The 15526-nt window shown below is 70.2% G+C and carries 17 protein-coding genes; 14 read left to right on the top strand and 3 right to left on the bottom strand.

The genetic code is table 11. The features are described 5' to 3' along the window. Positions 1-6: 6 nt before the first annotated feature. The 7 genes from SACCYDRAFT_RS16305 to SACCYDRAFT_RS16275 all read left to right on the top strand — a co-directional run bounded on the left by SACCYDRAFT_RS16305 (position 7) and on the right by SACCYDRAFT_RS16275 (position 6691). Complete coding sequence (locus SACCYDRAFT_RS16305) at positions 7-570, top strand: DUF3558 family protein (protein ID WP_043536568.1); 564 nt, start codon at positions 7-9, stop codon at positions 568-570. Beyond that, positions 567-1178 (top strand): hypothetical protein, encoded by a 612-nt coding sequence (locus SACCYDRAFT_RS16300; protein ID WP_005457787.1) that lies wholly within the window; start codon positions 567-569, stop codon positions 1176-1178. The genes SACCYDRAFT_RS16305 and SACCYDRAFT_RS16300 overlap by 4 nt, the downstream gene beginning before the upstream one ends. Next, entirely contained in the window at positions 1175-1936 is a 762-nt protein-coding gene (locus SACCYDRAFT_RS16295; RefSeq protein ID WP_005457786.1) for an ESX secretion-associated protein EspG, read from the top strand. The genes SACCYDRAFT_RS16300 and SACCYDRAFT_RS16295 overlap by 4 nt, the downstream gene beginning before the upstream one ends. Before the next feature lie 691 nt (positions 1937-2627). Then, complete coding sequence (gene mraZ, locus SACCYDRAFT_RS16290; protein ID WP_005457785.1) at positions 2628-3059, top strand: division/cell wall cluster transcriptional repressor MraZ; 432 nt, start codon at positions 2628-2630, stop codon at positions 3057-3059. A 118-nt stretch (positions 3060-3177) separates the two neighbouring features. After that, positions 3178-4164 carry a 16S rRNA (cytosine(1402)-N(4))-methyltransferase RsmH gene (rsmH, locus tag SACCYDRAFT_RS16285; RefSeq protein WP_005457779.1) on the top strand — a complete coding sequence of 329 codons (987 nt, stop codon included), beginning with the start codon at positions 3178-3180 and terminating at the stop codon, positions 4162-4164. Then, positions 4161-4736, top strand: a complete 576-nt coding sequence (locus SACCYDRAFT_RS16280) for an FtsB family cell division protein (protein WP_005457774.1) — start codon at positions 4161-4163, stop codon at positions 4734-4736. The genes rsmH and SACCYDRAFT_RS16280 overlap by 4 nt, the downstream gene beginning before the upstream one ends. A 41-nt stretch (positions 4737-4777) precedes the next feature. Then, the gene (locus SACCYDRAFT_RS16275; protein ID WP_005457772.1) at positions 4778-6691 is read left to right on the top strand and encodes a peptidoglycan D,D-transpeptidase FtsI family protein; all 1914 of its coding nucleotides are present in this window, start codon (positions 4778-4780) and stop codon (positions 6689-6691) included. 27 nt (positions 6692-6718) lie between these two features. On the opposite strand, the gene SACCYDRAFT_RS16270 is transcribed toward SACCYDRAFT_RS16275, so the two are convergent. Together SACCYDRAFT_RS16270 and SACCYDRAFT_RS16265 are read right to left on the bottom strand one after the other, a co-directional pair. Further along, positions 6719-7486 carry an ABC transporter permease gene (locus SACCYDRAFT_RS16270; RefSeq protein WP_232283858.1) on the bottom strand — a complete coding sequence of 256 codons (768 nt, stop codon included), beginning with the start codon at positions 7484-7486 and terminating at the stop codon, positions 6719-6721. 68 nt (positions 7487-7554) lie between these two features. Next, on the bottom strand, positions 7555-8535 hold the full coding sequence (locus SACCYDRAFT_RS16265; protein WP_005457762.1) for a daunorubicin resistance protein DrrA family ABC transporter ATP-binding protein: 981 nt from the start codon (positions 8533-8535) through the stop codon (positions 7555-7557). 99 nt (positions 8536-8634) lie between these two features. Between SACCYDRAFT_RS16265 and SACCYDRAFT_RS16260 the strand changes: the two genes are divergently transcribed. Continuing rightward, complete coding sequence (locus SACCYDRAFT_RS16260; protein ID WP_005457761.1) at positions 8635-9381, top strand: TetR/AcrR family transcriptional regulator C-terminal domain-containing protein; 747 nt, start codon at positions 8635-8637, stop codon at positions 9379-9381. A 45-nt stretch (positions 9382-9426) separates the two neighbouring features. Here the strand turns inward: SACCYDRAFT_RS16260 and SACCYDRAFT_RS16255 are convergent, their stop codons facing one another. Next, complete coding sequence (locus tag SACCYDRAFT_RS16255; RefSeq protein ID WP_005457760.1) at positions 9427-11223, bottom strand: AMP-dependent synthetase/ligase; 1797 nt, start codon at positions 11221-11223, stop codon at positions 9427-9429. Between the two features lie 110 nt (positions 11224-11333). Here SACCYDRAFT_RS16255 and SACCYDRAFT_RS16250 point away from each other — a divergent pair, with 110 nt between their 5' ends. The 6 genes from SACCYDRAFT_RS16250 to SACCYDRAFT_RS16225 are packed head-to-tail and all read left to right on the top strand — an operon-like array spanning position 11334 to position 15511. Continuing rightward, positions 11334-11738: a hypothetical protein gene (locus tag SACCYDRAFT_RS16250; RefSeq protein WP_043536566.1), complete on the top strand. Its 405-nt coding sequence runs from the start codon at positions 11334-11336 to the stop codon at positions 11736-11738. Positions 11739-11748: 10 nt separating this feature from the next. Further along, entirely contained in the window at positions 11749-12537 is a 789-nt protein-coding gene (locus tag SACCYDRAFT_RS16245) for a metallophosphoesterase family protein (RefSeq protein ID WP_005457753.1), read from the top strand. Between the two features lie 33 nt (positions 12538-12570). Continuing rightward, positions 12571-13014: an SRPBCC family protein gene (locus SACCYDRAFT_RS16240; protein WP_005457752.1), complete on the top strand. Its 444-nt coding sequence runs from the start codon at positions 12571-12573 to the stop codon at positions 13012-13014. A 1-nt stretch (position 13015) separates the two neighbouring features. Then, complete coding sequence (locus SACCYDRAFT_RS16235; protein WP_005457751.1) at positions 13016-14149, top strand: ArsA family ATPase; 1134 nt, start codon at positions 13016-13018, stop codon at positions 14147-14149. After that, positions 14146-14589 carry a hypothetical protein gene (locus tag SACCYDRAFT_RS16230; RefSeq protein WP_005457750.1) on the top strand — a complete coding sequence of 148 codons (444 nt, stop codon included), beginning with the start codon at positions 14146-14148 and terminating at the stop codon, positions 14587-14589. The genes SACCYDRAFT_RS16235 and SACCYDRAFT_RS16230 overlap by 4 nt, the downstream gene beginning before the upstream one ends. Further along, the gene (locus SACCYDRAFT_RS16225) at positions 14570-15511 is read left to right on the top strand and encodes an ROK family protein (protein WP_005457749.1); all 942 of its coding nucleotides are present in this window, start codon (positions 14570-14572) and stop codon (positions 15509-15511) included. Before SACCYDRAFT_RS16230 ends, SACCYDRAFT_RS16225 begins: the two co-directional genes overlap by 20 nt. Positions 15512-15526: the final 15 nt, after the last annotated feature.

The following is a 15526-nucleotide window of genomic DNA, read 5'->3' as shown; positions in this document are numbered from 1 at the left end:
GCCCACGTGCGCACGCTCGGAGGTCGGCTCGTGCCGGTGGCGCTCGGGTTGCTCGTCGCCGCCGCGGGATGCGGCGCGTCCGATCCTGGGCTCGGGGCGTCGACGGGTGCGGAAGGTGCTGGGTCGGTCTCGTCCGTTCCCGTCCCGTCCACGGGGCCGACGCGGGAGGAAGCCGGGCTCGACCCGTGCGCCCTGCTCGGTGCGCGGGACCGGTCGTCGGCTGGGCTGACGTCGCCGGGGGAGCCCACCACGGTGGCGGGGGCTCCCGCCTGCGACTACGTGGAGCCGGGTGCCTTCGGGGTCACGGTGACGGTGGACGAGCACACGGATCTCGAGGCGGTCAAGGCCCGCGCCCCGCGGGCCGAGGAGTTGCGCGTGGGCTCCGCACCGGCGGTGCTCGTCGCCGACCGCGACGCCGACGACGGGACGTGCTCGGTGTCGCTGGCCGCCGGACGGCCGGGCGTGAGCACCGTCCACATAGACGTGACCACGGCCGACTTCCAGGACACGGCACAGGCCTGTGCTCGGGCCACCACGGTGGCCGAGCTGATCGAGCCGGAGGTGACATGACCGCGAAACCAGTCGCTGACCGCCGCTACGAGTCGTACAGCCACGAGCAGATGTACACGGAGGTCGGTGACGGCAACGATCCCGCGGCGGCGGGAGAGATCAGTCGGGAGTGGACCGAGCTCGCGCGGGCACTGCGGGAGGCGGGTGACACGCTCGCCGACCTGTCGGGCCGCAGCGAGAGTGCGTGGCAGGGCGACGCGGCGGAGTCGTTGCGGTCGGTGGTGCGCGACGCCGCGACGTGGTCGCAGCGGGCGGCCGACCTTTCGGAGGTGGTCGGCCGGGCAGTGGCCGGACAGGCCGAGGCCGCGGCGAGGGCGAGAACGCAGATGCCGGAGCCGGTGCCGTACGACCCGGGCGCGATGATTCGCGATGCCGCCTCCAGCGGTGACGTGTGGCGGCTCGTGGGACTGTCCGACGCGATGGCGACTCGCAGGGCCGAGGCCGAGCAGGCCCGGCAACGCGCGATCGACGTGATGTACGCGCGGGACACCGCGCTCGGCGAGGCCGTCCCCGACACGCGTTTCCCTGACCCGCCGTCGTTGACCCGCAGCGGGGCCGCGCCGGGTGAGGGCCCAGCCTCGGCGGTCGGAAGGTCGGTCGCGGTGTGATCCGGGTGTCGGCTTCCGCCTTCGACATCCTGTGGTCCGACCTCGGCCATTCCGGTAGCCCCGCACCGTTGGCGGTGCGCAGCGTGGGACAGACCGACCACGAACGCGCCCGCATCCGAGCGGAGGTTTACGCCAACCTCGCCGAACGCGGCCTCGTGCGCGGTGGTGAGCTCGATCCCGAGCTGCGGGAGCGGTTCGACCTGCTCGCCGGGGCGTCGCTCGTGGTCGAATGCGAGGCGTTGGCCGACCTGGCCGATCCCGAGCCGCTGCGGGCGGTCGCCGCGGTGGTGCGTGACCGGGGTGTTCTGGCCGTCCAGCCCCGGCGTACGGTCGCTCTGACCGCCATCCGGGCCGGTGAGGTGTTCGGTGCGGTGGTCGGTGTGCTTCCCGACTTCGGCGCCGGCCCCGGCATGGGAGTGAGCCTTCCCGCATCGGCACTCGCCACGGTTGCCGATGCGGCGGTGGAACACTCGGCCAGCCGACGCGCGCGCGTATTCGAACAGCAGTCGCGGGAGGCGATGGCCGTTCAGTCGCGGCCGGTACTGGCCGCCGGTCAGTTCTCGGTCCGAGTCCGGCGGGGGACGGGCCTGCACCGTATCGGTGGGTTGAGCTGGTTCGTCACGGACGCGGGTGGCTACCTCGGCACGGTCTCGGAGGGGCGGGCCGGCGAGTCGTGGTTGAGCCTGGTACCCGCCGACCCTCCGAGGATCGCCACGCGGCTGGCGGACCTGGTCGACGAAGCGGAGTCCTCCGGCTAACGCGCGGAGCTTCAGACCCGGTCGCCTGCGGACGGACCGGACCACCCGAGCGCTTCGTCTCGTAGTGCCGCGAGGCTGGCCCAGTGCTGGGTGATCGCCCGTCGTCCCCGGCCGGTCAGCGCGATCCAGGTCTCCGGACGTTTGCCCGCGAATCATTTCGTGACCTCGACGAGGCCCGCGCTCTCCAGTTCGCCCGACGTGGGTGGAGAGGTTGCCCTTCGTGAGCCCGGTGAGCCGTTGGAGGAACGGAAGTCGGCGCGGTGGGAGGGCTCGGCGCAGGACGGGGCCGCCCACAGGTGCACGAGCGCCGCGCCCGCGCAGTAAGCCATGATTCGTGTTCGGTCCGCGCCAGTGGGTGCGGGCCGTCCTCCCCCGCCGATCGGGACCAGGGCGACGAGCAGGTCGACCTTCCCCCACTCGGCCCCACCCACGGTGCTCTGGACGGACCGGGAACGCAGTGTCCGAATGCACCGATCCGGTGTCACCCGGCGCGGCGACGCTCGCGAAGCGCACCATCCGTGCCTGCGTAAACGCGACCGGGAGCGCGTGGAAGCGAGTGCGGAGAGTGCTTTCCCGTTGACTGTGGTGCAAAGTGGGGTACGGTGGTGGCCAGTGGGGCGGAAGGGATGCTCCGTGGCCGATCGCGAAGGATCCCGGTCCTGGCGCTGGTCGGCAGGGGAGGTGGAGGCCGGTGTTCCTCGGCACCCACACTCCGAAGCTGGACGACAAGGGGCGGCTCACGCTGCCTGCGAAGTTCCGCGACGCGCTGGCAGGTGGGTTGATGATCACCAAGGGACAGGATCGCTGTCTCTATGCCTTCCCGCGCGCCGAATTCGAGCAGCTCGCCCGAAAGGTTGCAGAGGCGCCGTTCACCAACGAGTCGGTGCGGGCCTACCAGCGGTACCTGTTCGCGGGCACTGACGAGCAACGTCCCGACGGACAGGGTCGCATCGCGATCGCTCCGGAGCTGCGCCGCTACGCCGGACTGACCAAGGAGTGCGTGGTCATCGGCGCCATCACCCGGCTGGAGATCTGGGACGCCCGAGCCTGGGAGGCCTATCTGGAGGAACACGAGGACAGCTACGCGAAAGCGCAGGAGGAGATCCTGCCGGGCATATTCTGACCGGATGGCGTGAGGCTGCGGCCCTGATGCAACTTCCCCGGTATCAGGTCCGCAACCTGACGGCATCCGGTTCTTGTTCTTCTTGGGACGGAGGCGGCCGACGACGAGAAGGGGTGTCGTGACCGACAGCGCCGGAACCAGCGGTTTTCCCGCTGACGCCACGCATCTGCCTGTACTCGTGGAGCGGGTGCTCGAACTGTTCGAGCCCACGGTGGCCGACCACGACGCCGTCGTGGTCGATGCCACGCTGGGGCTCGGCGGGCACACCGAAGCACTGCTCGACGCCTACCCCCGCCTGCGGGTGATCGGCCTCGACCGCGATCCCACCGCGCTGGAGCGTTCACGGCAGCGGCTCGCGCGACACGGCGACCGGGTGCGGTTCGTCCACACCGTCTACCACCGCATACCGGAGGTCCTCAGTGACCTCGGCCTGTCCGAGGTCGACGGTGTGCTGATGGATCTCGGTGTCTCCTCCATGCAGCTCGACCTCGACGAGCGTGGCTTCGCGTACGCGCGCGACGCTCCGCTCGACATGAGGATGGATCCGACGACCGGTCTGACGGCGGCCGACGTGCTCAACACCTACCCGGTCGACGAGCTGACCCGGATCCTGCGCGACTACGGCGAGGAGAAGTTCGCCCGCCGGATCGCGAAAGCCGTGGTGGCCGAGCGGCAGCGACACCCGTTCGACACCAGCGAGCGACTGGTGCGACTGCTGTACGACACGGTGCCCGCTCCCAGCCGCCGCACCGGCGGGCATCCCGCGAAGCGCACCTTCCAGGCGTTGCGGATCGAGGTGAACGGCGAGCTCGACATCCTCCGCGAGGCGGTGCCGGCCGCCATCGCGGCGCTGGCCGAGGGTGGTCGCATCGTCGTCGAGTCGTACCACTCCCTGGAGGATCGCATCGTCAAGCAGGCGCTGGCGAAGGCGGCGACGTCGCGAACGCCCGAGGGGCTACCCGTGGAGCTGCCGGGCCATGGGCCGGAGCTGCGGTTGTTGACCCGGGGCGCCGAGAAGGCGGACGAGGAGGAGATCCGACGGAATCCGCGCGCGGCCTCCGTCCGGCTGCGTGCGGCGGAGAAGAGGGGAGCCGACGGCGAATGACCGTATCGACCCGTAAACGGCTCACTTCGACGTCCGGGCGCGCCTCGGTGTCCGCGAAGCCGGTCGGCAGTTCAGGGCCGAAGACCACCGAGCCGGAGCCGAGCGGCGGGCGCAGTACCGCAGCTCGGCGCGCCTACGCTCGCCGGGCCGGGCGCAGTGCCGCGGCGAGGGACGCACGGGGAAAGCCCAGGGCCGCTCGCCTCGGGTTGCAGAACTGGCCCCGGTCACGGGCCACCTTCGTGCTCGTCCTCATGGCGCTCATGCTGTGTGGTGTGGCCACGTCGCTGTGGTTGTCCACACAGGCCATCGCCGACTCCTACCGTCTTGACCAGCTCAAGGAGCGCAACGCTCAGCTCGCCGAGCGCGCCGAAAAGCTCCGCAGGGAAGTGGGCCGGTTGCGGTCACCGTCGTCACTGGCTGAGCGTGCCGAGGGGTTGGGCATGGTTCCGGCGGGTAACCCGGCGCGACTGGTGGTGCGCCAGGACGGTTCCGTCACGGTGGTGGGGGAGCCAGTGGAGGCCACGGCACCGAAATCGCAGTCGGACGGGGCGCGGAACGACGACCGCCGTTGACGGCGAGGCCGACGCACGGACGTGGTGAGGGGAGAACGGTGATGCCGAGGCAGCGCGGAACACGGGGCGCCGAGTCGGGCAGGGGGCCGCATCGGACGTATTCCGTTCGGGCCCGCAGGAGTCGTTCCGCCACCACCGTTCGCAACAACCGCAACCGGTTCGTCGCAGGCCGCATCGCGCTGACCCTCGTGCTGGTGGCTGCGGGACTCAAACTGGTGCACATCCAGGCCTTCGAGGCCGCCGCCCTGTCCGAACGTGCCGAACGGCAGCGGACGACGATCATCGACATCCCGGCCGAGCGCGGGTCCATTCTGGACCGGAACGGCGCTGAGCTGGCCTTCAGCGTGGAGACCCGCAAACTGTGGGTGAACCTGCGGCAGATGCGCGAGACCTGGACCGAGTACGCACGGGAGCACCCTTCCTCGGGCAAGAACTTCGACACGAGGGTGGCAGAGGTCGCCGACCACATCGCCCGGCAGGTGCCCGACCTCGTCACCGAGCAGGAGCTGCTCGAAGCCTTCCACAAGGACGCGAGCTTCACCTACCTCGTCGACGACGTCGAGCCCTCGGTGGCCGAGCGGATCAGCCAGCGCTTCCCCGAGATCGGGTACGAGAAGCGAGCCAAGCGCGTGTACCCGGGTGAGGAGGTCGCCGCGAACATCGTGGGTTACGCGAACTGGCGCACCGAGAGCGAGAACGTGCACGAGCACAACCTGCACGGTCTGTCCGGACTGGAGTCCTACCGCGACGAGGACCTCGTCGGCACACCCGGCAGACAGATCGTCGACACCGCGCAGGGTGCCGACGTCGTGATCCCGGGCACCGAGCAGGACATGCAGCCCGCCACCCCCGGCTCCGACCTCGAGCTGACGATCGACTCCGACGTGCAGTACGAACTGCAGCGCAGTCTCGCCGCCTATGTGGACAAGGTGAAGGCCGAGGGCGGCAGCGCCGTGGTCCTCGACGCTCGGACGGGCGAGGTGTACGCGCTGGCGAACCACCGGACGTTCGATCCGAACGAGCCGCCGTCGTCACCCGAGGCAATGGGGAATCCGGCGGTGTCGACCCCGTTCGAGCCGGGTTCCGTGGCGAAGATCATCACTGCCACCGCCGCCATCGAGTCCGGTGTGGTGACACCGGAGACGGAGCTCTCCGTGGCGGGAGCCATGCCGGTGGCCGACCACACGGTGCACGACGCCTGGTCGCATGCCACGCAGACCTTCACGGTCACCGGTGTCTTCGCGAAGTCGTCCAACGTGGGCACGCTGTTGCTGGCCAACGAGATCGGGCCCGACCGGTTCCTGTCGATGCTGGAGAAGTTCGGGATCGGGCAACGCACCAACATCGGGCTTCCCGGCGAGAGTCCCGGCTACGTACCGCCCCGCGAGCAGTGGTCGGGAACGACGTACGGCAACCTTCCCATCGGCCAGGGACTGTCGATGACGGTGGTGCAGATGACGAGCATGTACCAGGCCATCGCCAACGGCGGTGTGCGGGTCGAACCACGCGTCGTCAAGGCCAAGATCACGCCGGACGGACGCAGGATTCCAGAACCGGCGCCGAAGTCCGTTCGTGTGACGGACGCGAAGACGGCCGACACGGTGAAGAACATGCTCCGCGCGACGGTGCAGGGCGGTGACTACGCCTACAGCGGCTCCGCTCCCGAAGCCGCGTTGGAGGGCTACCACATCTCGGGCAAGACCGGAACGGGACAGCAGATCGACCCCGACACCGGGGCGTACAGCGATCGGCTGCACAACATCACGTTCGCGGGCATCCTGCCCGCCGACGAACCGAGGTTCGTGGTCGGGATCTGGCTCGACGCGCCCGACACGACCATCCCGGGCGGCAGTTCGGCCGGGGCGTTGTTCTCCGAGGTCGCGTCCTACCTCGCGCAGCGATACAACATCCCGGTCTCCGATCAGGCGGGCCCCCGGGTGAGGCTCGTGCGGTGACCCGCGCCCGCCCCACCCGGGTGGTGCTCACAGCCCGGCGTTGCGGAACCTGCGGACAGCCAGAGGGACGAAGACCACGAGGAGCAACACGCACCAGCCCAGCGTCGCGAGCACGGGGTGCTGGAGCGGCCAGGCCGCGTCCTCGGCCAGCGGAAGACCGGGATTGCCGAACAGCTCCCTGCAGGCGGCGGTCGCGGCGCTGACGGGGTTCCAGTCGGCCATCACCTGCAGCACGGGGGGCATCCCGTCGGTGGGCACGAAGACGTTGGAGATCATGGTGATCGGCATGATGAGCGGCCCGATGCGGGCAGCCGTCTCCTCGTTCTTGGCGAGTGCCCCCAGATAGACGCCGACCCAGGACACGGAGTACTGCAGCAGCAGGATGATCCCGAACCCGGCGAGGGTCGCGCCGACTCCGTTGTGGGCGCTCCATCCGAACAGCAGCCCGCAGAGAGCCATGATCGCGAGCCCGCCCGCGCCGATCACCAGGTCGGCCGCCGTCTGTCCGAACGGCACGGCCGAGCGGGCCATGGGCATCGAGCGGTACCGGTCCATGACGCCGAGCCCGTTGTCCTTGGCGATGACCATCAGCGAACCCATCACGCCGAACACGGAACTCATGACGAACAACCCCGGCATGAGGTACTCGCGGTAGTTGCCGCCGCCGGGGATGGGGATGGCGCTGCCGAAGACGTACCCGAACAGCACCACCGACACCAGCGGGAACGCGAAGGTGGCGGCGATCTGGCCGGGCTGGTGCTTCAGCTTGAGCAGGTTGCGCACCAGGATCGTCATCCCGTCGGACAACCCGGCTCGCAGGGAGGTGGCGGGAGATGCGGGGACGGAATGCTGGGCGGGGATCGTCACTGGTTCGCCTCCTGTCGCTGTGCGCCGGACTTGCCGGTCAGGGCCAGGAAGACCTCGTCCAGCGTGGGTTTGCGGATCCCGACGTCCACGGCCTTGACACCGGCCTGGTCGAGGTGGCGGACCACTTCCGGCAGGGTGACGTCATCGGTCCCGACCGGTACCGAGACCCATGTGCGTTCGGCGTCGACGTCCGGCTCGGTTCGCGCGCCGGTGAAGGCGGTGAGCACCTCCGTCGCGTGGGGCAGCTCGGCGCGGTCGGCCACGACGACGTCGAGGCGGCCTCCGATGCGTGCCTTGAGTTCGTGCGGCGTGCCGGACGCGATCACCGTGCCGTGGTCGATCACGGCGATGTTCCCGGCGAGCTGGTCCGCCTCGTCGAGGTACTGGGTGGTGAGCAGGACGGTGGTGCCCTCGTCGACCAACTCCCGCACGGTCGCCCAGATCTCGTTGCGACTGCGGGGGTCGAGTCCCGTCGTGGGCTCGTCGAGGAAGAGCACCGTCGGCGAGATGATGAGGCTGGAGATGAGGTCCAGCCGTCGGCGCATCCCGCCCGAGTAGGTGCGGACGAGGCGGTCGCCGGCGTGGGCGAGGTCGAACCGCTCGAGCAGTTCGTCCGCGCGGGCCTTGGCGCGGGCGGACCCGAGGCGGAAGAGCCTGCCGAAGATGCGCAGGTTCTCCCGCCCGGTGAGCTGCTCGTCGAGCGCGGCGTGCTGCCCCGCCAAGCCGATCCTGGCGCGGACGGCGGCGGGCTCGCGAACGACGTCGTGCCCGGCGACCGTGACGGTCCCCTGGTCCGGCCGGGTGAGCGTGGTGAGCACGCGGACAGTGGTGCTCTTACCCGCGCCGTTGGGGCCGAGCAGTCCGTAGACCATGCCCGCAGGCACGGTCAGGTCGAGCCCCGCGAGCGCCTGGGTGTCCCCGAATCTCTTGTGTACTCCTTCGGCGACGACTATGGCGTCGCCGACTGCTGTCGACATGGAATCCCCCTGAACTGGGTGCGTTGTACGCAGTTACACTAGCGAACCGGGTACAACGTACGCAACGAGATTTCCGCCGTGCACAGCGATCGAGGAGACATGGGAACGAACGATGCGTCGCCGCTGGAAGACCGGCTTAGGTTGTGGACCACTCCGCCTCGGCCCGTGCGGGGACCCACGCCTGCCTACACCCGGGAACAGATCGCCGATGCGGCCATCGCGATCGCCGACAGCGACGGCCTCGACGCGGTCACCATGCGCCGGGTCGCCGGTGAACTGGGTGCCGGAGCCATGAGTCTCTACCGGTACGTGGCCAGCAAGGAGGCGTTGCTCGAACTCGTCGCCGACCGGATGTACGCCCGCCAGGAATGGCCCGTGCCCACGGGCCGGTGGCGTCAGGACCTGTGGGACTTCGCGCACGCCCACCGGCGAGCCCTGCTCTCCCATCCGTGGTTGCTGCAGGTGTGGGGGGTCGGCCCCACCATGGGGCCGAACGTGCTCCGGCACTTCGAGCGGTCGATGGCGTTGGTGGACGGTCTCGGGCTCGACATCGACGAGATGGTGGAGACCGTGACGCTGATCAGCACCTGGACCGGCGGTTACGTGCGCCAGGAGTTCGACCTGGTGAACTTCCTGCGATCGGAGTCGGACGAGGAGATCCAGCGCGAACTCGGCGAGTACGTGAAGCAGGTGGCGGGCAGCGGTGAGTATCCCTACTTCGCCCGCTTCGTGCACGAGGCGCTCATTCCGCGAATCGACGCGGAGACGCGGTTCGGCCGGGCCCTCGACCGGATCCTCGCCGGTATCGAGGCCACCCTGCCGGATCGGGACGCGGGGGAGTCGTGAGCGGTCGGCCGTGGGCGGATGGCGGGCCCGCGGCCGACCTGGCCCTCACTTCGCGTAGAGCTGCTCGATCGCCTGCGCGTAGTTCTTGCTGACCACGTTCCGCTTGAGCTTCAGGCTCGGGGTCACCTCGCCGCCCGCCTCGGTGAAGTCGTTCGGCAGGATGACGAACTTCTTGATCGACTCGGCCTGCGAGACCTGCTTGTTGGCCTCGTCCACCGCCGTCTGGACGGACGCCCGGAGAGCGGCGTCGTCGACAAGGTCGGCCACCGTCGCGTTCTCCGGCTTGCCGTGCTGGGACTTCCAGGTGGGGAAGAACTCCTCGTCGATGGTGATCAACGCCCCGATGAACGGTCGCTGGTCACCCACCACCATGGCCTGACTGATCAACGGGTTGGCCTTGAGGGTGTCCTCGAGGCCCGAGGGGGCGACGTTCTTGCCGCCGGCCGTGACGATGATCTCCTTCTTGCGGCCGGTGATCTTCAAGAACCCCTCGTCATCGAGTTCACCGAGGTCGCCGGTGTGGAACCAGCCGTCCTCCAGCGACTCGCGGGTGGCCTGCTCGTTGTTCCAGTACTCGCCGAAGACGACGTCGCCCTTCAACAGCACCTCGCCGTCGGGGGCGATACGCACCGACGTGCCCGCCACCGGCCTGCCCACGGTGCCGACCTTGAACGCGTCCTCGGTGTTCACGTGGGCCGCCGCGGACGTCTCGGTCAGGCCGTATCCCTCGAACACCGGCACGCCGATGCCGCGGAAGAAGTGCGCCAGCCGCCCGCCCAGCGGTGCGCCGCCGGAGACGGCCGCGATGCAGCGACCTCCGAGCGCGGCGCGCAGCTTGGTGTACACGAGCTTGTCGAAGACGGTGTGCTTGAGCCGCAGGCCGAAACCGGTGCGGCCGGTGTCCTGGGCCTGGCTGTAGGCGACGGCGGTGGCCTCGGCGGCGTCGAAGATCTTGCCCTTGCCCTCGGAGTGGGCCTTCAGCTTGGCGCCGTTGTAGACCTTCTCGAACACGCGCGGCACGGCGACCACGAACGTGGGCCGGAACGTGCCGAGATCGCTCACGAGGTCCTTGATGTCGGCGGTGTGGCCGAGTGTGACGCGCGAGGTGAAGGCGGTGATGGCGATGGCGCGGGCGAGGATGTGGGCCAGCGGGAGGAACAGCAGCAGCGAGTTGCCCGCCTCCATGAGCTTGGGGAACGCCTTGATGTCGGCGCGCACCTCGGCCAGCAGGTTGCGGTGGGTGAGCACGACACCCTTGGGCCTGCCCGTGGTGCCGGACGTGTAGACGATCGTCGCCGTGTCGCTCGCCTTCACGGCGCGGCGGCGGCCGTGAACCTCGTCGTCGGCGAGCTCCCCGCCGAGTTCGGTGAGCCGGTCGACGGCGGGCTTGTCGCCCTCGATCTGGAAGACGTGGTCGAGCTCGGGAAGGCGGCTGCGCACCGACTCGATCGTCTCGGCGTGGGCGGCGGTCTCGACGACGACGACCTTCGCGCCGGAGTCGGTGAGGATCCAGTGCGCCTGCTCGGCGGAGGAGGTTTCGTAGATCGGCACGGTGACGCCGCCTGCGGCCCAGATCGCGAAGTCGACCAGTGTCCACTCGTACCGGGTCTTGGACATCAGGGCCACGCGGTCGCCTTGCCCGACGCCGGCCTTCACGAGACCCTTCGCGACGGAGAGAACCTGCGCGGCGAACTCCCTGGCGGTGACGTCCCGCCACGATCCGTCGAGCTGTCGGCGGAAACTCACGGTCTCTCCGAACCGCTCGGCGTTGACCCACACGACGTCGGACATGTTCTCGTCGTCGGCGACCGCAGCGATCGCGGGAGCGCTGTACTCGCGCACGTGAACCTCCGTATTCCACAGATGTTACTCGGCGGTCAACCTAACTCCTGACGGACGGTTTGGCTATGCCCGGGGGCTGTGGTTTCCGTGAGTCGTGCGATTCTGCACCCGTGTCAGTCAACGAGAACGCACCTGCTCTCGACATCGTCGACGAGACCTTCCTCGCGGTCCCGCCGAGCACGGTGGCCGCGGCGTTCGCGGACCCGCGGTCGTGGCGGTCGTACTGGCCTGATCTCGTGCTGGAAGTCTACACCGACCGAGGCGACGAGGGGCTGCGTTGGACGGTGCGGGGAGCCCTGGTCGGAACGATGGAAGTATGGCTGGAACCCGTGCTCGACGGCACGGTCCTGCACTACTTCCTGCGAGCCGATCCGGCCGGTCCGCGGCCCACGCCGACCCGGCTGCGCAAGGAGGCCGGCCGCAGGGCACGGGCCGCGAAGGCCATCGCCCTCAACCTGAAGGACGTGCTGGAAGACGGACGGGAGCCCGGCGTGGCGCCTGTCGCCCACGACTAGGGTGTCGCCCGTGCGGGTACATGTCGTTTCCGACGTGCACGGCAACCACGAGGCGCTGGCACGGGCAGGCGAGGGAGCGGACGCCCTGATCGTCCTCGGCGACCTGCTCGACTTCATCGACTACCACGACCACGGCGGCGGGATATTCGGCCGGTTGTTCGGCGCGGAGAAAGTCGGCACCTTCGCGAGGCTGCGCCGCGAGGGCACCCGCTCGGAGATCGGGGCGTTCGTGCGGTCCTTGTGGGACAGCCTCCACGACCCGGCCGCCGCGGTCGACGAGGCGATACGCGAGCAGTACGCCCGGCTCTTCCCCGCGATGACGACCCCGACCTACGCCATCCCCGGCAACGTCGACGCCCCCGCGTTGTGGTCCGAGTACGCCCCCGACGGTGTTCATCTGGTGGACGGCGAGGTGGTGGAGATCTCAGGGTTGCGGTTCGGATTCGTGGGCGGCGCGTTGCTGCCGGACGGTGCGGCACCGAGGCGGAACGCGGTCTGGCGGGCCCACCTGCTGCCCAGGGAGGATTTCGACGGCCGCGTGGCGGCACTGCGCGGCGTCGACGTGGTGTGCAGCCACGTCCCGCCCGCCCTGCCCGAGTTGACCTACGACGTGGTGTCCCGCCGGCTGGAGGTCGGTTCGCGGGCACTGCTCGATCTCGTGCGGTCGCAGCAGCCGAGGTGGTCGTTGTTCGGGCACGTCCATCAGCCGCTGTCGCGGCGGCTGCGGGTCGGCCTCACAGAGTGCCGCAACGTCGGTCACTTCCAGCGCACCACCACCCCGTACGTGCTGCGCTGGTGAGCCCTGGGTCACGGGCCGCTACGCTCTAGCCTCATGGCGGAGCAGTCCACGCAGTCCATCGAGATCGAAGCCGCCCCGGCCACCATCATGGCCGTCATCGCCGATCTGCCGGCGTATCCGGAGTGGGCGAAGGCCGTGCGCGAGACCGAGGTGCTCGCGACGGACGACGCGGGCCGGGCCGCCGAGGTGCGGTTCACCCTCGACTCCGGTCCGGTGAAGGACGTCTACACCCTCGCCTACGACTGGGCCGACGACGGGTTGTCGGTGAGCTGGCACCTGGTGAAGGGCCAGATGCAGAAGGCGCAGCAGGGTCGGTACCTGCTGGAGCCGCTCGGGGCCGACCGGACGCGCGTGACCTACTCGCTGTCGGTGGAGCTGGCGCTGCCCATGATCGGCCTGCTGCGCCGCAAGGCCGAAAAGATGATCATGGACACCGCGCTGCGGGAACTCAAGCGCCGCGTGGAGGGCCGGAGCTGACGTGCGGGTCCTGCTGTTCACCGGAAAGGGCGGCGTCGGCAAGACCACTCTCGCCGCCGCCACGGGCGCGTGCCTCGCGCGCCGGGGCCGCAAGACCCTGGTGGTGTCCACCGACCCGGCACATTCGCTCGCGGACGCCGTGGGCAGGCCGCTCGCCGACGAGCCCTCCGAAGTGGACAGCTTCCTGTACGGCGCGCAGATCGACGCCCGCACCCTGGTGGACGACGCGTGGGACACGCTGCGTCGTGAGTTGAGGGCGGCGTTGTCGGGTTTGGGGCTGGACGCGCTCGACGCCGAGGAACTCACCGTGCTGCCCGGGGTGGACGAGCTGCTGTCGCTCGGCCAGGTGCGGCGGCTCGCCGACGAAGGGCCCTGGGAGAACGTCGTCGTGGACTGTGGGCCCACCGCCGAGACCCTGCGGTTGCTCGCCCTGCCCGAAGCCGTCGCCGGCTACCTCCGCCGGTTGTCGGCGTGGCGGTCGTCGACACGCGCGGCGCGGTCGGTGGACGCCTTCGCCGCGCACGTCGAGTCGTTGCGCGCCATGCTCACCGACCACGAGACCACCACCGTGCGGCTGGTGCTCACCCCCGAGCGCGTGGTGGCGGCCGAGACCAGGCGCACACTGACCGCGCTCGCGCTGCGCGGCATCGCCGTCGACGGTGTGGTCGTCAACCGCATGATGCCCGCGGCCGGGTGGTGGCGGGGCGCGGCGGCGGCGTGGCTGCGCACGCGCCGCGCCCAGCAGGAGCAGGTGGTCGCCGAACTCCGCGAGAGCGGGCTCACCGGACGGACGCTGCGGACGGTGGAACACCGCGCGGTCGAACCCGTGGGCATGGAAGCCCTGCTGGAGATCGCGGAGGAGCTCTACGGTCAGGCGAGCCCGCTGGTGGGTGAGCCCGGAGCCACGCCGCTGCTGCGAACCACCGAGGTCGAGGACGGGGTCCGGCTGCGCATCGTCCTGCCGCTCGCGAAGGAGTCCAGCGTCCAGCTCGCGCGCGTCGACGACGATCTCGCCGTCACCGTGGACGGTTTCCGCAGGCTCGTGGCGCTGCCGGAGGCTCTGCGCTCGTACACCCTGACCGGCGCCGAGTCCGACGCGAACGGACTGCTCGTGCACCTGGAGAAGCCCACATGACGACGACCGAGAACGGTGCCGAGCGGCCGGACGCCAGCCGTCTCGCCGAGGAGATCCGTCTGCTCGTGGACCTGGTGGTGGAACGAGCCCGGCCGTGGCTGGACAGCGTGGTCGCGGCGGGACACGGGCGGACCCGCGCCGACGAGGACCCGGAGGCGTGTGGTGATCGTGACCGGTGCCCGCTGTGCGTCGTGGTCGCGCTCTGCCGGGGCGAGCACGTGGACGTGGCCGCGCGGGTGCTGGAGCACGTGACCCAGTTGCTGGCGTTGTTGCGCGCCGTGCTCGCCGACCGGTGGGAGCCGGAGGACGGGGTCCACCTGCCCGGGTTCCGCCCGCCGCCCAGGGGACCCGAACCCGCTGAGCGCCGCGGTCGACGCGTCCAGCACGTCGCGGTCCGCCCTCGCGACCGGTGGGAGCCGGATGCCCGCGATCGGGATTGACGTCGGCGGCACCAGCGTACGAGCCGGAGTCGTCGACGACGCGGGCTGTGTCGTCGACTTCGCGAGGGTGGCCACGCCGGGTGCCGAGGACGCACTGGAGGACGCCATCACCACGGTGGTCGAGGAGCTGCGGACCCGGCACACGGTGGACGCCGTGGGGCTGGCCGTGGCGGGGTTCGTGCGGCCCGACCGGCGTTCGGTCCTGTTCGCCCCGCATCTGCCGTGGCGGACGGCCCCCGTGGCGGACCGGATGTCGGAGCGGTTGAACATCCCCGTGACGCTCGAACACGACGCCAACGCCGCCGCGGTCGGTGAGCACCGTTTCGGTGCGGCACGCGGCGCGGACGTCGCGCTGCTGCTCGCGATCGGCACCGGTATCGGCGCGGGGTTGCTGCTGGACGGAGAGATCTTTCGGGGCTCGCACGGTGTGGCGCCGGAGTTGGGGCACCTGCGAGTGGTGCCCGACGGTCGTCCCTGCCCGTGCGGGCGGCACGGCTGCTGGGAACGGTACTGCAGCGGGACCGCCCTCGCCGCCACCGCGGTCGAGCTGCTGGCTCGCCACCCCTCCCGCTCGACCGCGCTGGTGCGGGACCTGACGGACCCCGCGGCCGTCACCGGACGCCGCGTCGCCCATGCGGCGCGGGAGGGTGATCCCGTGGCACTGGAGGCGTTCGCCGAGCTCGCGCGCTGGCTCGGTGAGGGACTCGCGCTCGTCGCCGACGTCTACGACCCCGAGGTCATCGTCCTCGCGGGCGGCGTGGCGGAATCGGCACCGCTGTTCGCCGACGAGGCACGGGAGCACTACTCCAGGGTGCTCACCGGTGCCGGTCATCGCCCGTTGGCCCGCATCCGCACCTCCCAGCTCGGCGACGCGACCGCGATCGTGGGTGCCGCCACCCTCGCCCGCGAGCGCGAGTCCTGATCTCGGCCGTTCCGC

It is taken from the genome of Saccharomonospora cyanea NA-134 (assembly GCF_000244975.1).
Lineage (GTDB): Bacteria > Actinomycetota > Actinomycetes > Mycobacteriales > Pseudonocardiaceae > Saccharomonospora > Saccharomonospora cyanea.
The sequence above is the reverse complement of the archived record's forward strand: the minus strand, read 5'-3'. Positions and strand labels throughout refer to the sequence as shown.

Excerpts from the sequence above, each read along its gene's own strand:
- SACCYDRAFT_RS16240 (WP_005457752.1), top strand. The coding sequence starts at position 12,571 with ATGGCGGAGCAGTCCACGCAGTCCATCGAGATCGAAGCCGCCCCGGCC.
- SACCYDRAFT_RS16270 (WP_232283858.1), bottom strand. The coding sequence starts at position 7,486 with ATGACGATCCTGGTGCGCAACCTGCTCAAGCTGAAGCACCAGCCCGGC.
- SACCYDRAFT_RS16275 (WP_005457772.1), top strand. The coding sequence starts at position 4,778 with ATGCCGAGGCAGCGCGGAACACGGGGCGCCGAGTCGGGCAGGGGGCCG.
- SACCYDRAFT_RS16280 (WP_005457774.1), top strand. The coding sequence starts at position 4,161 with ATGACCGTATCGACCCGTAAACGGCTCACTTCGACGTCCGGGCGCGCC.
- SACCYDRAFT_RS16225 (WP_005457749.1), top strand. The coding sequence starts at position 14,570 with ATGCCCGCGATCGGGATTGACGTCGGCGGCACCAGCGTACGAGCCGGA.
- SACCYDRAFT_RS16260 (WP_005457761.1), top strand. The coding sequence starts at position 8,635 with ATGGGAACGAACGATGCGTCGCCGCTGGAAGACCGGCTTAGGTTGTGG.
- SACCYDRAFT_RS16300 (WP_005457787.1), top strand. The coding sequence starts at position 567 with ATGACCGCGAAACCAGTCGCTGACCGCCGCTACGAGTCGTACAGCCAC.
- SACCYDRAFT_RS16265 (WP_005457762.1), bottom strand. The coding sequence starts at position 8,535 with ATGTCGACAGCAGTCGGCGACGCCATAGTCGTCGCCGAAGGAGTACAC.
- SACCYDRAFT_RS16230 (WP_005457750.1), top strand. The coding sequence starts at position 14,146 with ATGACGACGACCGAGAACGGTGCCGAGCGGCCGGACGCCAGCCGTCTC.